The organism is Chromobacterium sp. S0633 (assembly GCF_024158805.1).
Taxonomy (GTDB): Bacteria; Pseudomonadota; Gammaproteobacteria; order Burkholderiales; family Chromobacteriaceae; genus Chromobacterium.
The window spans coordinates 118,009-140,477 of record NZ_JAMZGH010000007.1 but is presented as its reverse complement, the minus strand read 5'-3'; the positions used below and the strand labels follow the sequence as shown (position 1 = coordinate 140,477).

The window sequence follows — 22,469 nt, the reverse complement described above, 5'->3', positions numbered from 1 at the left end:
TGCGCGCTCACGGAGGATAAGCGTCTGCGCCATCTCGGCGAAACGCGGGGCGGCGGGCGCGTTCCAGGAGTGCATGCGAGCCGCCCTAAGCCATAAAACCTCGAACTCTCTCGCCTCCTAGGCCTTGGAAGCTCTCCACGCGTTGCAACAGCCCTGAACATAGACGGCAGCCCTATCAAGCCGTCTAAGTGTAAGTACTTATCCTCTTCGGAGCATCCTCGTCAAAACCTTGTGTGGCAAGTCTTTCACGGGGGCAATCCCACGCGCCCCCTCTCCTTTTGACGCATTTGGCATAACATCGACTTGCCCCCTCCGGCGACAGGAACTAATTTTTGAGTATCCCCAGCCCCGGAGAGTACCCGCCACATGCGCGCAGGCCTGAACCGCATTCTGTCCTTCGTCAGCGGACTGGGCTTGCGCGCTCAGTTGCTGCTGTTCGCGCTGGCCTGCCTGCTGCCCGCCGCGGCGCTGATCGGCATCGGCGCCTTCGAATCGGCCCGCGACATGCGCGACGCCGCTCAGGATCAGACCCGCGTGCTGGCCGACCAGGTGGACCAGGCGCTGGCGAGCAAGATCACGGAACTGGAACGCGTGCTGGCGCAGTTGAGCAGGCGGACGCCGATACGTCGCTTCGACTTCGATGAATGCGCCGTCGCGTTCCGCGACATCGCGCTGAGCTTTCCCTCCGCCACCCAGTTGACGCTCAGCAGCGCCACCGGCCTGCAAGTCTGCAGCCACGCGTCCAATCCCGCGGTCAGAACGCCGCCGACCAAGGCCGACTGGTTCCAGCGCGCGCTGGCGGCGCCCGGACTGATGCTCAGCGAGCCCTTGCTGGAGCCCGCCACCCAGCGCTGGGTGATAATGCCCAGCTATCCGGTGCGCGACGAGCAAGGCCGGCCCATTGGTCTGCTGACCGTGCAAATGGACTTGCTGACGCTGCAGGCCCAGGTCTTGCCCTCAACGCTGGACCGCAAGCTGACCATCGCGGTGCTGAGCTCGCAAGCGGCTTTTCTGTTGCGTTACCCCGATCCCGCGCTGTGGCACGGCAAAACCTCGATCAACGTCGCCCGCACCATCGCTCGCATCCGCGGCAACGCCTCCGGTTTCGAACTGGGTGTCGGCCGCGACGGGGTGTCGCGGCTTTACTCCTACCGCAAATTCTCCCAGGCCAACTGGCTGATCATCGCCGCGCTGCCGGAACAAGTGGTGCTCGCGCCCTACTACAGCCGCCTGCGCTGGAGCGCGGCCAGCGGCATCGTCACCTTGCTGCTCTGCGGCTTGCTGGCGCAAAGCTTCAGCCGCGCGCTGACCCAGCCGGCGCGCCGCTTGGCCGAAACCGCGCAAGCGGTGGCCGACGGCGACGCGCAGGCGCGCGCCCCGGAACTGGGGCCGCAAGAATTGCGCGCGGTGTCGCGCCAATTCAACTTGATGCTGGACCAGTTGCAAACGCATGTCACGGCGATCCGCCTCAGCGAGATGCAACGCGCCGGCATCATCAACACCGCGATGGACGCCATCGTCACCATCGACGCCGATCTGAACATTATCCTGTTCAACCCCGCAGCGGAACAGGCTTTCGGCTATCGCGCCGAGCAGGTGCTGGGCCGGCAGATAGATATGCTGGTGCCGGAAGCGCTCCGGCCCGGCCACGCTCAGCTGATCCACGGCTTCGGTCAGAACGGCCCGGTCAGCCGCAGCCTGGCGCCGGCCGGCGGCGTGCGCGGGCTGCGCGCCGACGGCAGCGAGTTCTACGCAGAAGCCTCGGTGTCCCAGCTGGAGGTGGAAGGCCAGAAGTATTACACCGCCATCATGCGCGACATCACCCTGCGGCTGAAAACCGAACAGGAGCTCAAACGCCACAGCCAGCAGCTGGAGTCGCTGCGCGACATGGGCCTGACCCTGCTGTCCGCCGCCAGCCCGCAGCAAACCGCGCAGGAGGCCTTGCGCATGCTGGCGCAACTGGTGCCGTTCTGGGGCGCGTCGGCCACGGTGTTCGACTGGAGGCACGAGGAAACCATCTTCCTGGCGCTGGAGTGCGACGCCAAGGACGAGATCCCGATCGACAGCCGCTTCCCCTTCTCCAGCTATGGCTTGAGCGATCTGGAACAGCTCAAGCGCGGACAGCCCAGCTTCGTGCACGACATCACCACGCTGGCGCAGCCGCCGGCGCTGGTCAAATGGCTGCGCAGCCACGGCGTGCGCGCCTATCTGCGGCTGCCGCTGATGGCGGAAGGGCAGTTGCTGGGCTCCTTGAACCTGGCCTTCCAGGAGGTTGCCCAGCATGGCTTCGAGCATCTGGAGATCGCCCGGGCCTTCGCCCAGCAACTGGCCATCACCTTGCAACACTCCATGCTGCGGCTACGCATAGAACGGCTCAACCGCGTTTACGCCATCCTCAGCGGCATCAATATGTTGATCGTGCGCTGCCACGACCGCCAGGAACTGTTTCGCGAAGCCTGCCGCATCGCCACCCAGAGCGGCGCGTTCAAACTGGTCTGGATCAGCATGCTGGACCGGAGCGACGGCGAACACCGCATCGCCGCGCTGCAAGGACAGACCGAGCCGCCTCCCAACGCCGACGCGCTGCTGCAACTGTCCGCCGCCGCCATCGCCAGCGGCGGCAACATCGTCTGCAATCAGCTTGGCTCGCCGCTGCCCTACGCGGCGCGCGAGCAATTGCTGGCGCAAGGCATCCGCTCGCTGGCCTGCCTGCCGCTGCCGCTGCCCGGACAACGCGCCGCCTCGCTGACGCTGTGCTCCAACGAAGCCAACGCCTTCGACCACGAGGAAATGCAGCTGCTGGCCGAACTGGCCGGCGACATCGCTTTCGCGCTGGATCACATCGAAAAAGAGGAAAGGCTGCACTTCCTGTCCTACTACGATGAGCTGACCGGCCTCGCTAACCGCAGCCTGTTCCACGAGCGCCTGGCGCAGCAAATCAGCTCCAGCCACCATGAACAGCGCCGCCTGGCGGTGATCTTCCTCGACATCGAGCACTTCAAATCCATCAACGACGTCTACGGCCGCTGGGCCGGCGACCAGGTGCTACGCCTGCTGGCGGCGCGGCTGGAGTCGTTTACCGAAGAGGCCCGGCTGCTGGCCTGCGTCAAGATAGACCGCTTCGCGCTGATCATCCCCGAGGTCAAGAGCGAGGAGGACATCGCGCGTCAGGTGATGCAGTTGCAGGAACACTGCGTCGCCCAGCCCATCGCCATCCTGGACAAGCAGTTGCGCGTGTCGGCCAAATTCGGCATCGCCATCTTCCCGGAAGACGGCGCCGACGCGGAAAGCCTGCTGGAGAACGCGGAAGCCGCGCTCAAACTGGCGCAAAGCACCAATGAGCGCTATTTGTTCTACCGTCAGGAAATGAGCGAACGCGCCGCGGTGACGCTGGAGCTGGAAAACCGGCTGCGTCTGGCGCTGGAGCGCCAGGAGTTCGTGCTGCACTACCAGCCCAAAGTGGACGCGGTGTCGCGGCAGATCGTCGGCGTGGAGGCGCTGCTGCGCTGGCAGAGCCCGGAGCGCGGCCTGGTGTCGCCGGCGCAATTCATCCCCTTGCTGGAGGAAACCGGCCTGATCCTGGAGGTGGGCGTCTGGGCCTTGCGTCAGGCCGCGCGCGACCATCTGCGCTGGCTGGAGGCCGGCTATCCGGCGCCGCGCATCGCGGTCAACGTCTCCCCTCTGCAACTGCGCCAGGCCGATTTCTCCGAACAGTTGCAACAGGCCTTGAGCGAAGGCGCCGCCGTGCCGGGCATAGACATCGAAATCACCGAAACCGTGGTGCTGGACAATCTGAACACCTGCGGCGAAACGCTGCGCCGCATCCGCGACATGCAAGTGGGCATTTCCATCGACGATTTCGGCACCGGTTATTCCTCGCTGTCCTATCTGGCCAAGCTGCCCACCCAGGAGCTGAAAATCGACCAGTCCTTCGTCCGCGCGATGCTGAACGATCAGGACGCGATGACGCTGACCGGCGCCATCATCGCGCTGGCCCATTCGCTGCAGCTCCGGGTGGTGGCGGAAGGCGTGGAAACCGACGAACAAGCCACCGCGTTGACGTATATGTTCTGCGACACCCTGCAAGGGTATCTGTTCAGCAAACCGCTGCCGGCGGCGGAGCTGGAACGCCGCTTCTGGCGCGAGCGGCCCGATCCCTGCGCCCCGCTGCTCAACACCGTGCAGCCCCCCGCCACCGCGCCGGCGGGCTGATTCCGCCCGGCCGGACGGCGCCCGATCCACGCCGCGCGCATGCAAAAAGGGAGGCCTGAGCCTCCCTTCGTCCCCGTTCGGGCCGCGCTGAGCGCGGCCTCTTTCAGCTTACTTGGCTGCGGAAGCCGCGGCTTTCTTGTGGGTCTTTTTGGCGGCGTGCTTCTTGTGCTGCGCCGGTTTCTTGGCGGCCTTGGCCGGAGCGGAAGCTTCCGCCTTGGCCGCTTGCGCTTTCTGAGCCGGAGCGGAAGCCGCTTGTTTGTGGGCTTTCTTGGCGACGTGCTTCTTGTGCTGTGCCGGCTTCTTGGCGGCCTTGGCCGGGGCGGAGGCTTCCGCCTTGGCCGCCTGGGCTTTCTGCGCCGGAGCGGAAGCGTGCTTCTTCACCGCCTTGTGCTGCGCTTTCTTGGCGGCGGGCGCGGCTTTGGCGGCCGGGGCGGAAGCCGGCTTGGCGGCTTCGGCGGCGAAACCGGCGGCGGAGCTCAGGGCGAAAGCGGCGGACAGTACGATCAGGCTCAGTTTTTTCATGATGACATTCTCCAGTCGGGTCAGGGGGGCGTCCGTCTGCTCAGTGCGGCCGCGACGCCAGGCTTTGGTGTTTCCTTGCTGCTCATCCTAGGCGTCCCGGCCCGCCCCCGTCTGTTAGTCAGTTGTAAAGGCATGTAACGCCAAGTAGCCTCCCTACTGAGTCTGCACCTCAAGCTCGCTGATCCGATACTCGCCATCCAGCCAGGCCACCACTTCGCGCGCGCAAGGGTGCTCCACCGCCGCGTAACGCGCGCGCAGTTCCGCCGCGCGCTCGCCCAGTTGATCCAGCCCCACGTCCTGCAGCAGCAGCAGATCCCGCCACAGCATATCGGCCAGTTCCTCGCCGGCCACCACCTGGGCCGCCCGGCGCATCGAGGCGCCGTATTGATAGCGCGGCCCCAAGCGGTAGCTGTCCGCCAGCGTCAGCGCGGGAATCAGGCTGAGCGCGGCTTGCTGCGCCGGATTGATCCCATGCGCCGCCAGCAGCTCGGCGTTGGCCGCGGACCGCCCGGTGAAGCCGCGCAGGTGCAGGTATTGCGACATCCGCGCGCCGTCGTTCACCGGGTAGTTGTCCCACAACACCGGCTTGCGGCCCAGCCATTTGCCCACTTGCAGCAGGTGTCCGGGCGAGATTTCGCGCGAGCACACCTCCTCGCCGGTCCAGAAAATATCGATGTCCGGCGCCAGCCACTGGCCCAGTTGCTGCAGATAGCCGGCCGGGCGCTGGCCGAACACCCGGTCCAGCACCGGATCGCTGGAATAATAGCTGGGGCAGACCAACAAACGCTCCACCGCGCAGCGCTGCCGCACCCAGGCGACGATCTCCGCCTGGCGCTCCGCCAAATCGGGCAGATCGCCGCGCATATCGTCGAACAGGATGGCCAGTTGGCTGACGCCGATGCGCTGCAGTTGCTCCAGCTTGCGCGCCAGCGCCTGGCGGGCCTCGTCGTTGAAATCCAGATACGCTTCGTACGGGCTCAGCCCCATTCCGAAACCGACCTCCTGCCGCCGGCAATGAGCGGCGAACGCCGCCAGCCTAGCCTCCTGCTCAGCCGGGTAGTCCAGCTGCCACTGGCGGCGCAGATACGCGTCCGCTTTCGGCGCGTACAGATAGAAACGGTAGCCGTGCGCCGCCAGCGTGGTGACCAGCAGCTCCCGCTGCGCCCAATTCCACGGCTTGCCGTAGAAGCCTTCGATAGTGCCTAAAGGGATATTCATGTAGAGAAACCTTCCGCGTCCTCGGCGCATCGGCGCCAGCCTGCCTCGCGTCCAACGCCAGGCCGGATCTTCGCGCCCGGCCGGCGACCGGAATGGCCGCCGGCCATCGGAAAAAATGACTTCATCCTATTGATTGACTCAATAAGCTGCGCCAAGTTGCATGAAAAGGCCAGAATCTGGCGCGCTTATGCCATTGCCGGCAAGGCGTCCAGGGCCGCGCACAAGGCCGCCAGCTCCAGGCCCAGCGCCTGCATGCCGGGCATAGCCTCCTCAAGCCGCCCTTGCCGCAAGACGGCTTCCAGCGCGGCGGCCTCGGTCTGGATGCGGACCAGCCCCAAGGAGCCGGCGGCGCCTTTTAGCGAATGGGCGATACGGCATGCCTCCTCGCCCTCCTCGGCCCGCGCCAGGCCCTGCAGCCTGGCCAAGTCGTCGCGGTGCATGCCCGCGAATTTGCGCAGCAAGCGCTCAAAACGCTCCAGGTCGTCCCCGACGATGCGCAGGCCCGCCTCCAGGTCCACGCCGGGCAGCCTCATCAACTGTTCCCGGCGCCCGCTTTCCGGCGTCGGATCGACGCGGATCCTCTCGGGCGGAATCATCGACGGCAGCCATTTCAGCAGCAAGCCGAACAGCTGTTCCGGGTCCACCGGCTTGGCCACGAAGTCGTTCATGCCGACCTCCAGGCAACGCTGGCGATCCTCGTCGAAGGCGTTGGCGGTCATGCCCAGAATCGGGACCCGCTCCCAGCTCGGCATGGCCCGGATCCGGCGCGTCGCCTCCAAGCCGTCCAGCTCCGGCATCTGCACGTCCATCAGCACCAGATCGTATTCGCCCGCGGCGGCGCACTCCACGGCCTCGCGGCCGTTCCTCGCCAGCTCGGCCCTCAGGCCGACGCTGCCCAATAGCCAGAGCGCCACTTCCTGATTGATGACGTCGTCCTCCACCACCAGCACCCGCGCGTCCGCGCGCAAGCGCAGTTCGGCCTCCACCTCGTCAGGCTCCACGCCGGCGGGCTCGACCGCCACGCTCCGCCCCAGGGTCAGCCAGGCGGTCAGCCAAAACACGCTGCCCTGTCCTTCCCGGCTTTCCACCCCCACTTCGCCGCCCATCAAGGCCGCCAGCCGCTGGGTGATCGCCAACCCCAGGCCGGTGCCGCCGTATTTGCGGGTGGTGGAATCGTCCGCCTGCTGAAACGCCTGGAACAGGCCGGCCAGCTTGTCGGCGGGAATGCCTATGCCGGTGTCGCGCACCTCGAAGCGCAGCAGCAGGCGCTCGCCCTCGCTCCTCAGCAGCCGGGCGCGCAGGGCTATCGTGCCCCGCTCGGTGAATTTGACCGCGTTGCCGGCGTAGTTGAGCAAGGCCTGGCGCAGGCGGGTGGGATCGCCGCGCAGACACGGCGGCACGCCGGCGTAATCGATCTCCACGCGCAAGCCCTTGGCCTGCGCCGCTTCGTCGATCAGCGACCGCGCATGGTCGAACAACGCCCCGACGGAGAAGTCGGTCCGCTCCAGCGACAACTTGCCGGCCTCGATCTTGGACAGGTCCAGAATGTCGTTAATGATGGAGAGCAGATGTCCGCTGGCCACCAGCACCTTTTCCAGCTTGGCCTGCTGCTCCGGCCGCGGCTGGGTGCGCATCAGCAAGTGGGTGAAGCCGATGATGGCGTTCAAGGGCGTGCGGATTTCATGGCTCATATTGGCGACGAAGGCGCTCTTGGCCAGATTGGCCGCTTCCGCGTCCTCCTTGGCGCGCACCAGGGCCTGCTCGGTTTCCTTGCGCCGGGTGATGTCGGTGACGAAACCGATGATTGTGTCCGAGGCGCCCGGCGTGTCCGGCAAGTAGTACAAAATCATCTCCACCGCCACCAACCGCCCATCCCGCGTTCTTTGCCAGGTTTCGAACTGCGCCCGGCTCTGTTGCCGCAGGCGCTCCACGGTGCGCGCGTAAAGGTCGGGCGTGGTGTCGGGCACGATGTCGGACACGTTCAGGCGCAGCATGTCTTCGATGTCGTAGCCCAGCAATTGCGCCGCGTAGCGGTTGACGTAGATCAGCCGCCCGCTGGCGACGTCCACCCAATGTATGCCTATGCCCACGCTGTCCATGGCGAACTGAGTGGTTTGCAGTTTGGCGCTGGTGGCGCGCACCTCGGCGGTGCGCATCGCCACCAACTCTTCCAGATGATGACGATGCTGGTCCAGCTCCAGGCCCAGGCGCTTTTTCTCGCTGATATCCTCCTGCAAGGACAGATAATGGCTGATTCTGCCGTCCGGCTGACGGATAGGCGAGATATGGGCGAAGTCCACATAGTCGCTGCCGTCCTTGCGCCGGTTGAACAGCTCGCCTTTCCACGGCTTGCCGGCCCGCAGCGCCTCCCAGAGTTCGGCATAGGTTTCCGCCGGGGTCAGCCCGGACTTGAGCAGATTGGGCGTTCGCCCCATCACTTCTTCCCGGCTGTAACCGGTATTGCGGACAAAGGCTTCGTTGACGTATTCGATCCGCGTCTCCAGATCGGTGATGACGACGCTCTCCGGGCTCTGTTCCACCGCCATCGACAGCTGACGGATCCGTTCCGCCGCCTGCCGTCTCAGAGTGATGTCGCGGAAAGCGCCGTAGACCCCGCCGTCCGGCAGGCGGATCGCGTTCACTTCCACCGGCACCTCGGCGCCGTCCTTGCGCCGCAGCAGCATCTCGGCGCTCAGCTGCTCGTCGGACAGCAGGCGCCGGAACAAGGACTGCGCGTCGCCCGCCGCGGAGTCGACGCTGAAATCGCCCACCCGCATCGCCAGGATTTCCGCTTCCTCATAGCCCAATAGCTGACAGGCTTGCAGATTGGCGTACTGATAACGCCCTTCCGCGTCCGCCACCAAGACCGCGTCGGCCGCATGATCCAGCACGCTGCGATACCGCGCTTCGGCGCTGGCCAGCGCCTGGGTTTTTTCACGCAACGGCCGTAAATCGTTATAGGTGCCGAAAAAGCCGCAAAACGCGCCGGACAGATCGTGCATGGCGGTGACGGAAGCGTACACCGGGATGATTTCGCCGTTGCGGGCGACGCGGGCCAGTTCGCCGCTCCAGCGCCCTTGTTCCACCACCTGCCGTTCCAGCGCCGCCCGTTCCGCCCTCCTCGCCGGGTCGTCCGGGATGAAGCGGGAGATCGACGAGCCCAGCAAATCGCCCATCGGATACCCCATCAGTTCGCCAAACGCGGCGTTGACGTACAAGATGTTCTTGGCCGCGTCGGTCATCACCACCGGCTGCGCCGATTGATCCAGCGCTTCCGCCAGCCGGTGGCGCTCTTCTTCCATGGATTTGCGGACGGTGATGTCCTCGGTGAAGATCACGATGCCGCCGATGGATCCGTCGCGCGCATGCCATGGCCGCACTTCCCAGCACAGCCACTGCGCCGCGCCGTCCTGACGCAGAAAGCGGTCCTCCTCCTCGCGTATCACCTCCCCGGCCAGCGCCCGCCGATGCACCTCCCGCCAGACGGCGGGGACTTCCGGAAACACCTCATAGTGGGATCGGCCGATGAGCGTCTCGCCGTCCAAACGGTAATCGTCGAGCCAGCGGCGGCTGGCGGCCAGATAACGCATGTCGCGATCGAACATCGCCAGCGCCGCCGGCGCGTGCTCGATGAACAGCGACAGCCTTTCCTCGCTCTCCAGCAAGGCGTTTTCCATGGCCTTGCGCTCGGACACATCCTGCATCGCGCCGCGCACCGACACCACCTTGCCGTCCGCCAGCACCGGTCTGCCGGACACGCGCACCCATTTGCGCCGGCCGCTTGCGCTCAGCAGTTGCAACTCCAGATCATAGGGTTCGGCTTCCGCCACCACCCGGCGCACGGCCTCCTCGATGCGCTGTCTGTCTTCGCCGTGGAAAAAACTCAGTCCAATGCGGGTGTTGATCGGCTCGTCGGCCGGCAGATCGTGAATGCGGGCCACTTCCGAGGTCCAGCCGCCGTCCCCGCTGGCGGGATCGAACCACCACCCGCCCACCCGGGCGATGGCGCTCATTTCCCGCAGCCACTCCTCCCGCTGCCTCTGTTCCGCCTCGGCGCGCTTGCGCGCGCTGATGTCGGAGGCGATGCCGCACACCGCGTAGGCTCGCCCCTTGGCGTCACGCAGGGGAAACTTGTACACCAGATAGGTGTGCGGGCCATCGTCCTGCGGCACCGTCTCCTCGTATTCGCGCGCCTGCCCGCTGCTCAACACCTCCAAGTCGGCGCTGCGCAAACTGGCCACCACCTCCGGCGGGAACAGATCCTCGTCGCGCAAGCCGCGCATGGCCTCCGCGCTGATATGGAACAACTCGGGATAGCGCTGGTTGACCAATAAATAGCGGCCGTCCACGTCCTTGACGAAAATCACCGCGGTGGAGTTGTCGATGATGGCGTGCAACAAGGCCTGCTGACGCGTCAGTTCGCTCTCCGCCCAGCGCGAACGGCGGCTGATCAGGCGCTGGCTGAACAGGCTCAACATCAAGCCGCACAGCGCGAACAGGACAATGGAGGCGGCATCCGCCGGCCGGGCGATGGCGAAGCTCCATTGCGGGGGGATGAACAGATACCAGACCAACGGCACCGACAAGGCGGTGGCGACCAGGCCGCCGGCCAGCCCGCCCAGCATGGCGGAGAGGAAGACGGCGGGATAAAACAGGAACCAGGCGTAAGGGCGGACCCAGTCCCACAACAGCCATTGCGCGGACAGGGCCAGCAAGGGCACCAGAACCCCCATTCCGCACGCGCGCCATGGAAAGACAGCGAGAAAGGCCCGGAAACGCCACCCCCGCGCCCCTTGTTTAAAGTCCGTCAATTCTCGGCCTCGACTCGAAAGCTGGCTTGGTTTTGTCTGTTCTCACGATAGACCACGCCATCCCGCCGGACAAACCGCCTACTGCCGCCGCAGACGCCTGGTCACCCCCTCCGCGTCGCACCATTGCAAGGTCCCTTCCTCTATCAACAAGGTCTCCGGCAGCACCGCGGCGCGCGCCAGTTGCGGCGTCTGCGCCGTCACCGTCAACGGGTAGGCGATGGGCAGGTCGTAACGGCGCGGACTGCGCGCATAGCAGCCGTGCTCGTTGTAAAACAACTCCAGCCACGCCCCTTCCCCGTTCTCATAGTGACCGGGGACGAACAACTGCTCGTCCGGCTGCTGCCGTCCCGGCGGCGGCAGCGCTTCCAGCGTTTCTCCGCTGGCGATGCGCGCCAAATCCCTGCCCAAACGCTCCACCGGCGAGCCGAAGGCGTTGGTCAGCGCCACCACGCCGCCGCCGCCGGGCAAGACGCTCATGAAGGCGAAGAAGCCGTTGACGTCGCCAAAATGCTGGGCCAGCCGCTGCCGGCGGCCGGCCAGCGTCCAGTCCTCGCCGTAAAACCCGTAGGCATACTCCAAGGCCCCCACGTCCAGCATCAAGGCCGCCAGCCGGGCCGGCAACGCCTCTCCCCGCTGCAGGGCCTCCAACCAGCGGCACAGATCGCCGGCGCTGGAGGCCAGATCGTAAACGCCCCAGGCCACCGACATGTCCATAGGTTCCGCGTAGCGCCATGGCGCTCCCGGATGCAGGCCGCGCGCGGCTTGCGGCAGGATGACGCGGCCGTCGTCGACATAGGTGCGCTCCAGGCCCAGCGGCCGGAACAGGTATTGCTGCCGATAGCTGGCGAAGTCCTGATCCGCGACCCGCTCCACAATGGCCGCCAGCAACAAATAGCCGGTATTGCTGTAAGCGTGGGCGATGCCGGGCGGGCAGGCCGGCGGCAAGGCGTGCGCCCAGTCCAGCAGTTCCTGCGGCCGGTGCGCCAGCCGCATCCGCGTCGGCCAATACTCGGCCGCGCTGGTGAAATTGGCGGTGCCGGCGCTGTGATTCAGCAATTGATGCAGGCTGATGCCCGCCGCATTGGGGAAATCGGGGAAGAAGCGCTCCAGGCTGTCGCTCAGCTCCAGCCGCCCCTGGGCCACCTGCTGCAGCAAGGCGGCCGCGGTGAAGCTCTTGCTCAGCGAGCCGATGCGAAACACGGTGTCCTTCTCGTTGGCCACGCCCAGGCCGGGATCGGCCATGCCGCCGGCCACCGCCACCCGTTCGCCGTCGGCCAGCGAGACGGCGGCCACGCCGTGCAGGCAGCCCGCCGTATTCCAGGAACGCAGATACGTTTGCAAAGCGGCCGCCGTATTCATGCCCATGCCCGTCCCCCTCCGTCAGGATCCTATCGACGCCTAGCGACATCGCGTCGCCCACACATCACTATGGTTGCTTTCCCCGCCGCTCGCCATGCCTTCCCTCGACGCGGCGGTCATCGCGCGCGCCGACTCAGGGCTGTCCGCGCGGTCGCGAGCCGGGACGAGACAGGGCGCTGCGGCGGAGAAAATGGAATAGCCGTACGAGGCACGGGAATTTCGAAGGGGTTTGCAAGGCTTCGCCGCAGCGCGGCGGATCGTGAACAGGCGCTCAGAAGAAATAGTCGAACAGCACTTGCCAGACCCGCCGCGCCGGGCTGGCGCCGTAACGGCTGTCCGGCGCGCCGTCGAAGCGTTGCCACTGCAGGGCCAGATCCGCCGGCCCCAGGTGATAGCGGGCCTCCGCCCAATTCATGCCGCTGTGGTCCACCAGGTCGAAGCTGCGCATCGCGGTCACGTCCAGATCGTCCACCAGCGCATCCTGCCAATGCGCGCGCAGCAAGGCGGCGCGCCGGGTAGGCAGGCCGCCGCCGGCGCCCACCCCCGCCCGATAAGCGCCGTAGAGCGCGGGCCTCGCGCGCAACGCGCGCCATTCGTCCCGGTCCGGCGCCGCCCCGTCCTGCTGTCCCTCCAGCGTCAGGCTCAGCTTGTTGGCGCCGGTCCAGCTCAAGCCGCCGGACAGGCGATTGCGCCAGGCAGAGTCCGGCCGTCCCAGGCTTTGCCTCCAATCGGTCCGCTGCCGGCCACCGGCCCATTCCAGATAGACCACGGTGGCGTCGCCGAGCACGCGCGACAGATTGAAGCCCAGCTGAGGCGAACGGCCTTGCTCCTGCAACAGCAGCCATTGCGGATTGAGGTTCTCCGCAAAGCGATAACTGCCGGCCAACAGCAGCCGCTGCCGGGGATTGCTGGCGCCCCAGTCCAGGCTGGCGCCGTCCGGATTCGGCCCCGACCCCAGCTTGGGCGACCAGATCGCGGTCAAGGAGCCGCGGTCCCACAGCTTCTGCCAGCGCAACATGGCGTTGCCCAAGCGGTTTTGCCGCAGGCTGTCCGGGTCCGCGGACACCACCGAGCGCACGGTGCCCGCGCCGAGAAAATCGGTGGGGTTGTAGCCGACGGCCACGCCGTAGCGGGTATTGATACGCCCCAGGTCCATCATCGTCTCGACGCCGAACTCGCGGCTCAGATACGCTTCCTTCAAGGTGTTGACGCCGTGGTCCCGCCGCGGCGAGCCGGCGAAGCGCCAATCCAGCCGGTTGGCCAGCACGCCGCGCCAGGCCGGGCTCAGCCGGCCGTCCCAGCGCAGATCGAAGGACAGCCGCTGGCCGTCCTCCCCCGGCCGCGGCGACAAGGCGGCGGCCTCCAGCTGAAGCTTCAGATCCCGCGGCTTGTCATCCTCCATCCGGGTCTGATCGGCCAGCCGCAGCGCGTCCTCCTCCAGCGACGCGTCTGCGCCCCGCGCGGCGGCGCAGACCAGCGCCAGCCCAAACGCCAGCCGCCGCATCGTCATTCGGCCCGGAAGCGCGGCAGATAATCGCGCTGCAGCCAGGCTTCCGGCACCTCGCGCCAGGCGAACTGGCTATTGCGCAGCACGGTGATCCAGCGCGGATTGAGGCCGTCTATGATCACGGTCTCGGTTGGGCGCTCGCGTCCCAGCACCGGCTGGTAAGCGCGGTAATACGCGGTCTTCAGCAAACCGCCGCTTTCGGCGTAGAACTGCGCCTTGCGGCTGCGGTAGCCGTCGCGGTCCACCCACAGATCGATGGCGTGGTAGGTGACGCCGGGATTGCGCGCGCTCAGCCGCAACTTGTAGCAAAGCCGCGCCTGGCGGTCCCCATCCTGTATCGTTTCCTCGCCGGCCAGCGCCGCCTGATAGTCCAGCGCCAGATTGACGGTGACCACGTCGCCGTTGGCCGCCTGGCCCAAGAGCCGCTGCTGCGGCGAAATCGGCACGCTGGCCTTGCTCGCCGGATCGAAAAACCACAGATCGTTGCCGCTCTTGAGCATCAGCTTGCCGGCGTCCCGCTTGGGATTGATGAAACGCAGCAGGCTGCGGAACTGGCCGCTTTTCTGATCGGCGCGCGAATACACCGCCAGCGCGCTGGCCTCGTTCTGCTTGCCGTCCTTATAGCTGACCAGGGACACCACCAGCCCGAAAGAGCGTTCCGGATTGCGCACCGCGTCGCTATTGGCCAGGATGGTCTGCGCGTCCGGCGCCGCCAGCGCCGACGCCGCCCACAGGGCAACGCTCAACGCGGCCCAGCGTGTCGTCTTCATGCCGGTAGAGATTCCAAACGTTTCACGCATGACGCAAAGCCTCCACGATATTGGCCGCCGCCGCCCGCCGCGCCGGCCACCACGACGACAGCAGCGCCATCGCCATCAAACCGCCGGCGGTCACCGCCATCATCCGCCACTCCCCCCATACCCGCACCAGGATGGGGCTGGGGTCCACCTGTCCCGGCGGCAACCAGGTCAGCCCGGCGTGATTGATCAGCCAGGCCAGCAACAGCGCCAGCGCGATGCCCATCACCCCGCCGCCCAGGCCCAGCAGCCAGCCTTCGCACAGGAACAGCCGCTGGATGCCGCGGCGGCGCAGGCCCATCGCCCGCAGCGTACCGATCTCCACCGTGCGCTCCAGCACCACCATATTCATGGTGTTGCCTATGGTGAACAGCGCCACGCAGGCGATCAACACCGCCAGGAAGCCGAAAATGGTGCCGAACATGCCGGTGATCTGGCCGTATTGCGGCTGCAGCGTGGCGAAGTCGTGCGCCGCCAGCGGCTGGCCGCGCAAGCTGGTGGCGAACAGCTGACGCAAACGCGCCTCGGCCTCCGGAATCTGCGCGGTGTGCCGCAGCTGCAACACGATGGCGGTGGCCATCGGCTCGCCCTGGCCGTACACCAGCTGTTGCGCCTGGCGCAGATGCAGGCCGACATACATATCGTCCAGCTCCTTGATGCCCTGGCTCTCCACCTTGGCCACTTGCAGACGGGCCACATTGGGCGCGCCGGCGGCGGTGGCGGCCAGCAGTTCGATCTGATCGTCGCGGACGCTGGCCGGCGGCGCCGCCGCGGCCAAGGCCTCCAGATCGGCCGGCAGGTCCTTGCCGCCCGGCGGAGCCGGCGGCGGCGCGCAATCCTTGAGCTTGAAGGCCGCGCACAGTTGCAGCACCCGCGCCACCCCGGTGCCTATCACCGCCGCGTTCGGCGCGGTGCCGGTCAGCGCCACCGGCTTGCGCTTGTCGTTGAAGCCGTAATCGTCCCAGCGCCGCAAGCGGTTCTGCGCGTCCACCTCGCTGCCGCGCGCAATCACCGTACGCGAGGCGCCGGCGGAATAATGACCGGCGATGCCGCCCAGGCTCAGCGTGGGCGTGACCACGGTCAGCATGGGCCGCAGCACCGGATCGTTCTCGATCAGCCGCATCGCCGCGCGGTAGTCGCGGATGCCGTAAGCGGCCGGATTGCCGCTGCCGTACAGGAAGTAATCCCGGTGCTGCACCTGCAGATGGCCGCCGGCGCGCACCATGCCGGTTTGCAAGCCGTATTGCACCGTGCGGTTGTAGCCGCCGAAGAGCAGCACCGCCACCAGGCCTATGATCATGGTGGACAAGGTCGCCAAGGTGCGGCGACGGTTGCGCAACAGATTGCGCCAAGCCAGTTTCAAGGTGTTCACGCCAAGGCCTCCCCCGCGTTCAAGACGCCGACCCGGCCGTCGCTGACCAGGTAACGCTCGTCCGCCGCCGCGATCACCTGCGGGTCATGCGAGGAGAACACCACCGCCACTCGGCGTTCTCGCTGCAATTGGCGCAACAGGGCCAGGATGGACGCTCCGGTCTGGCTGTCCAGATTGGCGGTGGGTTCGTCGGCCAGCACCAAGGCCGGCTCGTGCACCAGCGCGCGCGCAATCGCCACCCGCTGGCGCTGCCCGCCGGACAGCTGGCCGGGCCGGTTCGCCGCCTTGTCCGCCAAGCCCACCGCCGCCAACATCTCCAACGCCCGCTCGCGCCGCTGCCGCGCCGGCACGCCTTGCAATTGCAGTGGGTATTCGACGTTCTCGAAAGCCGACAAGACCGGCATCAGATTGAAGTTCTGGAAGATGAAGCCGATGTGGCGCGCGCGAAAATCGCTGAGCGCGTCATCGCTCAAACGGTTCAGCGCCTGTCCCGCCACCTCGATTTCTCCAACGTCGGCGCGGTCTATGCCGCCGATCAGATTCAGCAGCGTGGTCTTGCCGCTGCCGGACTGGCCGGACAGCACGGTGAAGCGCGCCGCGGCGATCTTGAGGCTGACATCGGCCAGCGCCGGCACCCTCACCTGCTCCATCCAGTAGCTTTTAGACACCCCGTTCACCTCAACCGCCCACATAGTCCGCTCCGCCGTCAAAACACAATGGCATGAATATGCATGAAATCGGCATGAAAAGCTTTGCCTTGTGACAAAACGCCCATTGCGGACTCCAACGGTGTTCCAGCCGCGCCAAAGCGCGCGCATCGACACCGGTTTTCCATGGGAGTAGCATGGTTTTATCCCTCGCAAAGGAGCTTGCATGACACAAAACACAAACCAGCCCCAAGCCCCCCTGCCCGCGGAAGCGGACGCCGACGCCCAGCCGCCGGCCGTCAAGCCGCCGCGCCGAACCGCCAGCCACCGCCGCAACAATGTGGAGCGCGCGCACCAGGAATCGGTGCAAGCCATCGAAACCGTCAGTCAGCAGCCGGTGGCCTTGCAAGTGGCCGCCGCGCCGCAAGGCAGCGCGGAGGACAGCGTCAGCGCCGAACTGCCGGCCAGCTACCCCTACCGCACGCGGATGCGCCGCCCGGAGTACGAGTTGCAGAAGCAGGCGCTGCAGATCGAACTGTTGAAAGTGCAGAACTGGGTCAAGGAAAGCGGCCAGAAGATCGTGATCCTGTTCGAAGGCCGCGACGCCGCCGGCAAAGGCGGCACCATCAAACGCTATATGGAACACCTGAACCCGCGCGGCGCGCGCGTGGTGGCGCTGGAAAAGCCGTCGGACCGCGAGCGCGGCCAATGGTACTTCCAGCGTTACATCGAACACCTGCCCACCGCCGGCGAGATCGTCTTCTTCGACCGCTCCTGGTACAACCGCGCCGGCGTGGAGCGCGTGATGGGCTTTTGCCATCCGCACGAATATCTGGAGTTCATGCGCCAGACGCCGCAACTGGAGCGCATGCTGGTCAACAGCGGCATCCGTCTGTTCAAGTTCTGGTTCTCGGTCAGCCGCGAGGAACAGCTGCGCCGCTTCATCTCCCGCCGCGACGATCCCTTGAAGCACTGGAAACTGTCGCCCATAGACATACAGTCGCTGGACAAATGGGACGACTACACCGCGGCCAAGGAAGCGACCTTCTTCCACACCCATACCGGCGACGCGCCGTGGACGGTGGTGAAATCCGACGACAAGAAGCGGGCCCGCCTCAACTGCATCCGCTACTTCCTGTCCCGGCTGGACTACCCGGACAAGGACGCGCGCGTCGCCCGAGCGGCCGATCCGCTGCTGGTGGGCGAGCCGCACACCATGGACGCGGAGGACAGCGACGCCTTGTTGCGGATTTGAGCGGACCGCCGCAGCCACTCACTCCACCCGGAACCGCGGCAGATAATCCCGCTGCAGCCAGGCCTCGGGCACCTCGCGCCAAGCGAAGCCGCTCTTGCGCATCACGGTTACCCACTGCGGATTGAGGCCGTCGATGATGACGGTCTCAGTGGGGCGGTCCCGGCCCAGGGCCTGGCGGTAGCCGCGGTAATAAGCCGTTTTCAGCAACTCGCCGCTGGCGGCGTAGAACTGCGCCTTGCGGCTGCGGTAACCGTCGCGATCCACCCACAGCTCGATGGCGTGGTAAGTCACGTCCGGCCGCCTCGCGCTCAGCCGCAGCTTGTAGCTGGCGCGCGGCTGGCGGTCGCCGTCCATCACCGTTTCCTCCGCCGCGAGAGTGGCCCGATAGTCCAGGGTCCAGTTCACCGTCACCACGTCGCCGTTGGCCGCCTGGCCCAGCAGCCGTTGCTGCGGCGAAATCGGCACGCTGGCCTGGCTCGCCGGGTCGAACACCCATAAATCCTTGCCGCTTTTCAAGGTCAGCTTGCCCGCGTCGCGGCTGGGGCTGACAAAGCGCAACAGGCTGCGAAACTGGCCGCGCCGCGGATCGGCCCGCGAATACAACACCAGCGAACTGGCTTCGCTAGGCTTGCCTTGCTTATAGCTGAGCAGATCGACCTTCAGGCTGAAAGACTTGCCCGGATTGCGCACCTCGTCGCTCCAGGCCAGTATCTGCTGCGCGTCCGGCGCGGACCAGGCCAAACCCGGCCAGCCCAGCAAAACCAAGCCCAATATGCGCGCGCGCTTCATTTTCCGCTCCCTTCCCTCATCCGCCATGCCGATTCAGGCCTGCCTCAAGGCGTCGACGATGTTCCAGCGCGCCGCCCGGCGCGACGGCCACCACGACGACAACAGCGCCACCGCCATCAAACCGCCCATGCACGAAGCCAGCAGCGGCGTCTCGCCCCAGACCCGGATCAGGATGGGGCTGGGATCCACCACGCCCGGAGGCAGCCAGCTCAGGCCGGCTCGGTTGATCAGCCAGGCCAGGCCCAGCGACAGCAGCAGGCCGCCCAAACCGCCGATGACGCCCAGCAGGGCGCCCTCGCACAAGAACAGCCGCTGGACGCCGCCGCGTCTCAAACCGATGGAGCGCAGCGCGCCGATTTCACGGGTGCGCTCCATCACCGCCATATTCATGGTGTTGCCAGTGGTGAACAGCGTCACGCTGGCGATCAGCGCCGCCATGAAGCCGAAAATGGCGCCGAACATGTCGACGATGCGCTCGTACAGCGGCTGCAGCGCGGCGAAATCGTGGGCCGCCAGCGGTTGCGCGCTCAAACCGGCTTGAAACAGCTGCTGCAGCCGCCGGCGCGCGGCCTCGATCTGCCCGCTGCTCTTCAGCTGCAGCAAGATCGCCGTCGCCATCGGCTCTCCCTCGCCGTACAGCAGCCGTTGCGCCTGCGACAGATGCAGGCCCACATAAACGTCGTCCCATTCACGGGCGCCTTGCCGCTCCACGCCCAACACCCGCAAGCGGGCGACGTTGGGTGCGCCGGCGGCGGTGGCCGTCAACAGTTCGATCCGCTTGCCGTCCGCCGCGCGCGCCGGCCCGGTCAAGGCCGCCAGGTCCGGCGGCAGCCCCTCGCCTTCCGCCGCCGCCGCCGCGCAAGCCCGGTCGCCGTCGGACAGGCACAGCCCCAGAGTCTTGGCAACGCCGCCGCCCAGCACCGCGGCGTTGGCGTCGCTGCCGGTCAAGGCCATCGGCTTGGCCGCCTGGCGCAAACCGCGCGCGTCCCAGCGCAGCAAGCGGTTCTGGCCTTCGGGCTCGCTGCCTTGCGCCAGCACCGTGCGCGACGTGCCGCTGGCGTAATGGCCGGCGATGGCGCCTAGCGTCAAGGTCGGCGTAACGGCCGCCAACATGTCCTTCAGTTCCGGGTCCGACTCGATCTCGCGCTGGATGCGCCGGTAGTCGCGGATGCCGTAAGCAGCCGGGTTGCCGCTGCCGTATTGCAGATAATCGCGATGCTGCACCTGCAAATGGCCGAGCTTGCGGACAAAAGCCGTTTCCAGCCCGTACTGGACCGCGCGCTGATAGCCGCCGAACAACAGCACGCCCGCCATGCCCACCGCCATGGTCAAAGCGCTTGCCCAGGTGCGGCGGCGATTGCGCAATAGATTGCGCCAGGCCAGTTGCAGAACATTCATGCCGGCGCCTCCCCGGCAGCCAGCGCGCGGACCCGGCCGTCGCTGACCCGATAACGCTCGTCCGCCGCCGCGATCACCAGCGGATCATGCGAGGAGAACACCACCGCCACGCCGCGCTCGCGCTGCAACTGCCTGAGCAGCGCCAGGATGGCGGCGCCGGTGCCGCTGTCCAGATTGGCGGTGGGCTCGTCGGCCAACACCAGCGCCGGCTCGTGCACCAGCGCGCGCGCAATCGCCACCCGCTGGCGCTGGCCGCCGGACAACTGGCCGGGCCGGTGCGCCGCCTTGTCCGCCAAGCCCACCGCCGCCAACATCTCCAGCGCCCGCGCTTTGCGCCGCGCCGCCGGCGCGCCCTGCAGCCGCAGCGGATATTCCACGTTTTCCAGCGCGGACAGCACCGGCAGCAAATTGAAGCTTTGAAACACAAAGCCCAGGTGGCGAGCGCGAAAATCGCTAAGCGCGTCGTCGCTCAAGGCCGCCATGCTCTGCCCGGCGACGACGACCTCGCCGCGGTCGGGACTGTCCACGCCCCCCAGCAAATGCAAGATCGTGCTTTTCCCGCTGCCGGACGGCCCGGCCAAAACAGTGAATCGGGCGGCGGCCACTTTCAATTCCACATTGTGCAAAGCCGGCACTTCCACTTGGTCCATCCGGTATGTTTTAAATACGCCGCGCATTTCCGCCGCCATCGCCCGCTCCTTGAAAATCGGCGCCGCCCAAATTTCACGAAGCGTTTCAATGTCTGCCGCGCTTCGCAAAGCTTTGAACAGGTTCCACCACTGATACCGCTTGAATATACCTGAAAACCCGCTCTAAATTTTCAATTGAAAAACAAAGCAATAAACCAACAAAACGTCCTATAAATTAAAAAATTAAATTCTTAAATAAAACTCTAATTAATATTAAAAATCAAACCAAATACAGCCAGGCCACGCACTCCATGCAGTCCCGGCTTCAAATCAGACAGCGCCCCACTCGATATAAAAACAAAATGCCTCGATGAATATCGAGGCATGGCGTGCGCTAGTGTTATGGGAAAGAGAATCAGGAGCGTTGTCGCTTCCACACCCGCCTGGCGTCGCAAGCGGCGCGCAAGGGCGTGGACGACAGGCTGGTGGCGGCGAAATGTCCCACTTGGCGGGAAACCTTGGACAAGGCGGTGCCGGACAGGCTGCCCACCTGCCAGGCGCGACACAGCGGGTGCAGCGAGGGCGCGTCGTCGCTGGCGGCGTCCAGCCTGGCCTGCACGTCGCGGTTCATCTCGGACAGCCAACGCTCGGTCAGCAACATCCAATCGCGCTGAGTATCCGCTTGCGCCTGCACCAGATTGGCGCCCACCAACAGGGTGTCGTCCAGCCTGCGCTCCAAATCGCCCTGGGACATCGGATACGCCGGCGCAAAAGCCGACCACCAGACGATACAGGCCTCGTGCTGGGCGTCCAGCATGCGCTGCTGGCCGCGCTCCACTGCGCTGCGGTAACTCTCCATCGCGCCGATCAACCAACTACGGGTCATTGCCACTCCTCGATCAAACCCGGCGGGCCGCCTCGTCTCGCGGCAGCCGCCCTAAGCGCCTGCTTGCAAGGAAGGCGCCGCGGCCCTGAAGACGCGCAGCGGATCACAAGCAGGTTCTAAGCCGCAACGGCGGGCAAACGCCACACCTGCAGCAATTCTTGCAACAAGGTTTCCAACACGGGATCGCCCGCCCGGTCCGCCGGGTAGACGAATTGCAACTCGGCCAATTTGCGCACATCCGGCAGCACTGTCAACCTGCCGGCGTCTTGCCAGGCCTGCGCCGCCTCTTCCCGCGCCAGCGCCACCCCCACCCCGGAGGCCACCAATTCAAGGATGGCGTCGAGATGATCGCACTCCGCTACCTTCTTAGGCGAAATGTTGAGTTCTCGCCACAACTCCGCGGTGATTTTGGAAAGACTGGAAAACTGCGAAATGCCTATCCACGGCAATTTGCCCAATTCCCTCAAGCCGCCGCCGGCCAAACGCGACGCCCAGCCGGCGGGCAGGACGATGCGGAACGGCAATTCCGCCAGCTTGACGGTGGAGACGTTCACATAGGGGTTTTTGCCCAGATAGAAGCCGGCGTCCAGTTCTTTCTTGCGCACCAGGTTTAGCACGTCCACGGTGACGCCGTGGCGCAATTGGATGTCCAGCAAGGGATAACGCTCCACCAGGCCCGCCACCCAGGGTCCGATCTTCAAGGTGTCCGGCGTCAGGGTGACGCCTATCCGCGCCTTGCCTGACAACTGGCCCTTCAATTGCCGCGCGTGGTTGATGATGCCACTGGCCGCGCCCAGTATCGCCTGCGCTTGCGGCAACAATTCCTGGCCGGTCCGGGTCAGCGACACCCCGCCCGCGCTGCGTTCGAACAATTGCATGCCCACTTCTTCTTCCAGGGCCTTGATTTGCGCGGTGACCGCCGGCTGCGACAGGTGCAGCAATTCGGCGGCCTGTGTCAGGTGCCCTTGCTGGGCGACGGTGACAAAGGTGCGCAACTGATAGATTTCCATGTTCTCCCCTGACTTGGATGCTTGGCGGCGGGCCGGATCGCCGTACGCGGCAGGCAT

Annotated in this window: 15 protein-coding genes; 2 read left to right on the top strand and 13 right to left on the bottom strand. The window is 66.0% G+C overall.

Annotated elements, in window-relative coordinates:
• The first annotated feature begins 366 nt into the window (after positions 1–366).
• Positions 367–4,212: an EAL domain-containing protein gene (locus tag NK214_RS07565; RefSeq protein ID WP_253314142.1), complete on the top strand. Its 3,846-nt coding sequence runs from the start codon at positions 367–369 to the stop codon at positions 4,210–4,212.
• Positions 4,213–4,320: 108 nt separating this feature from the next.
• Here NK214_RS07565 and NK214_RS07560 read toward each other — a convergent pair whose 3' ends face one another.
• The 8 genes from NK214_RS07560 to NK214_RS07525 all read right to left on the bottom strand — a co-directional run bounded on the left by NK214_RS07560 (position 4,321) and on the right by NK214_RS07525 (position 16,466).
• Positions 4,321–4,734: a hypothetical protein gene (locus NK214_RS07560; RefSeq protein WP_227107660.1), complete on the bottom strand. Its 414-nt coding sequence runs from the start codon at positions 4,732–4,734 to the stop codon at positions 4,321–4,323.
• 153 nt (positions 4,735–4,887) lie between these two features.
• On the bottom strand, positions 4,888–5,952 hold the full coding sequence (locus NK214_RS07555; RefSeq protein ID WP_227107658.1) for a beta-N-acetylglucosaminidase domain-containing protein: 1,065 nt from the start codon (positions 5,950–5,952) through the stop codon (positions 4,888–4,890).
• Between the two features lie 185 nt (positions 5,953–6,137).
• Positions 6,138–10,685, bottom strand: coding sequence for a PAS domain S-box protein (locus NK214_RS07550; protein ID WP_253314141.1), 4,548 nt, complete (start codon positions 10,683–10,685; stop codon positions 6,138–6,140).
• 156 nt (positions 10,686–10,841) lie between these two features.
• Positions 10,842–12,128 (bottom strand): serine hydrolase, encoded by a 1,287-nt coding sequence (locus tag NK214_RS07545; RefSeq protein WP_253314140.1) that lies wholly within the window; start codon positions 12,126–12,128, stop codon positions 10,842–10,844.
• Positions 12,129–12,393: 265 nt separating this feature from the next.
• Positions 12,394–13,626, bottom strand: a complete 1,233-nt coding sequence (locus NK214_RS07540) for a hypothetical protein (RefSeq protein WP_227107656.1) — start codon at positions 13,624–13,626, stop codon at positions 12,394–12,396.
• Between the two features lie 2 nt (positions 13,627–13,628).
• Entirely contained in the window at positions 13,629–14,399 is a 771-nt protein-coding gene (locus NK214_RS07535; RefSeq protein WP_227107654.1) for an outer membrane lipoprotein-sorting protein, read from the bottom strand.
• Between the two features lie 22 nt (positions 14,400–14,421).
• The gene (locus NK214_RS07530; RefSeq protein ID WP_253314139.1) at positions 14,422–15,798 is read right to left on the bottom strand and encodes an FtsX-like permease family protein; all 1,377 of its coding nucleotides are present in this window, start codon (positions 15,796–15,798) and stop codon (positions 14,422–14,424) included.
• Positions 15,795–16,466 (bottom strand): ATP-binding cassette domain-containing protein, encoded by a 672-nt coding sequence (locus tag NK214_RS07525; RefSeq protein WP_253314138.1) that lies wholly within the window; start codon positions 16,464–16,466, stop codon positions 15,795–15,797. Before NK214_RS07525 ends, NK214_RS07530 begins: the two co-directional genes overlap by 4 nt.
• Positions 16,467–16,848: 382 nt before the next feature.
• Here NK214_RS07525 and ppk2 point away from each other — a divergent pair, with 382 nt between their 5' ends.
• The gene (ppk2, locus tag NK214_RS07520) at positions 16,849–17,700 is read left to right on the top strand and encodes a polyphosphate kinase 2 (RefSeq protein ID WP_199226031.1); all 852 of its coding nucleotides are present in this window, start codon (positions 16,849–16,851) and stop codon (positions 17,698–17,700) included.
• 18 nt (positions 17,701–17,718) lie between these two features.
• Here the strand turns inward: ppk2 and NK214_RS07515 are convergent, their stop codons facing one another.
• The 5 genes from NK214_RS07515 to NK214_RS07495 form a co-directional block, all read right to left on the bottom strand.
• Positions 17,719–18,489 carry an outer membrane lipoprotein-sorting protein gene (locus NK214_RS07515; protein WP_253314137.1) on the bottom strand — a complete coding sequence of 257 codons (771 nt, stop codon included), beginning with the start codon at positions 18,487–18,489 and terminating at the stop codon, positions 17,719–17,721.
• A gap of 33 nt (positions 18,490–18,522) precedes the next feature.
• Positions 18,523–19,887 (bottom strand): ABC transporter permease, encoded by a 1,365-nt coding sequence (locus NK214_RS07510; protein WP_253314136.1) that lies wholly within the window; start codon positions 19,885–19,887, stop codon positions 18,523–18,525.
• Positions 19,884–20,576, bottom strand: a complete 693-nt coding sequence (locus NK214_RS07505; RefSeq protein ID WP_253314135.1) for an ABC transporter ATP-binding protein — start codon at positions 20,574–20,576, stop codon at positions 19,884–19,886. Before NK214_RS07505 ends, NK214_RS07510 begins: the two co-directional genes overlap by 4 nt.
• A 355-nt stretch (positions 20,577–20,931) precedes the next feature.
• Positions 20,932–21,402, bottom strand: coding sequence for a hypothetical protein (locus tag NK214_RS07500; RefSeq protein ID WP_146176693.1), 471 nt, complete (start codon positions 21,400–21,402; stop codon positions 20,932–20,934).
• A gap of 116 nt (positions 21,403–21,518) precedes the next feature.
• A complete protein-coding gene (locus NK214_RS07495; RefSeq protein WP_107800214.1) occupies positions 21,519–22,412 on the bottom strand; it encodes a LysR family transcriptional regulator in 894 nt (297 codons plus the stop codon).
• Between the last annotated feature and the right edge of the window lie 57 nt (positions 22,413–22,469).

Bases quoted from the DNA above. Each gene is read 5' to 3' on its own strand.
- NK214_RS07565 (WP_253314142.1), top strand. From the start codon at position 367: ATGCGCGCAGGCCTGAACCGCATTCTGTCCTTCGTCAGCGGACTGGGC.
- NK214_RS07560 (WP_227107660.1), bottom strand. From the start codon at position 4,734: ATGAAAAAACTGAGCCTGATCGTACTGTCCGCCGCTTTCGCCCTGAGC.
- NK214_RS07555 (WP_227107658.1), bottom strand. From the start codon at position 5,952: ATGAATATCCCTTTAGGCACTATCGAAGGCTTCTACGGCAAGCCGTGG.
- NK214_RS07550 (WP_253314141.1), bottom strand. From the start codon at position 10,685: ATGGGGGTTCTGGTGCCCTTGCTGGCCCTGTCCGCGCAATGGCTGTTG.
- NK214_RS07545 (WP_253314140.1), bottom strand. From the start codon at position 12,128: ATGGGCATGAATACGGCGGCCGCTTTGCAAACGTATCTGCGTTCCTGG.
- NK214_RS07540 (WP_227107656.1), bottom strand. From the start codon at position 13,626: ATGCGGCGGCTGGCGTTTGGGCTGGCGCTGGTCTGCGCCGCCGCGCGG.
- NK214_RS07535 (WP_227107654.1), bottom strand. From the start codon at position 14,399: ATGAAGACGACACGCTGGGCCGCGTTGAGCGTTGCCCTGTGGGCGGCG.
- NK214_RS07515 (WP_253314137.1), bottom strand. From the start codon at position 18,489: ATGAAGCGCGCGCGCATATTGGGCTTGGTTTTGCTGGGCTGGCCGGGT.
- NK214_RS07510 (WP_253314136.1), bottom strand. From the start codon at position 19,887: ATGAATGTTCTGCAACTGGCCTGGCGCAATCTATTGCGCAATCGCCGC.
- NK214_RS07505 (WP_253314135.1), bottom strand. From the start codon at position 20,576: ATGGCGGCGGAAATGCGCGGCGTATTTAAAACATACCGGATGGACCAA.
- NK214_RS07500 (WP_146176693.1), bottom strand. From the start codon at position 21,402: ATGACCCGTAGTTGGTTGATCGGCGCGATGGAGAGTTACCGCAGCGCA.
- NK214_RS07495 (WP_107800214.1), bottom strand. From the start codon at position 22,412: ATGGAAATCTATCAGTTGCGCACCTTTGTCACCGTCGCCCAGCAAGGG.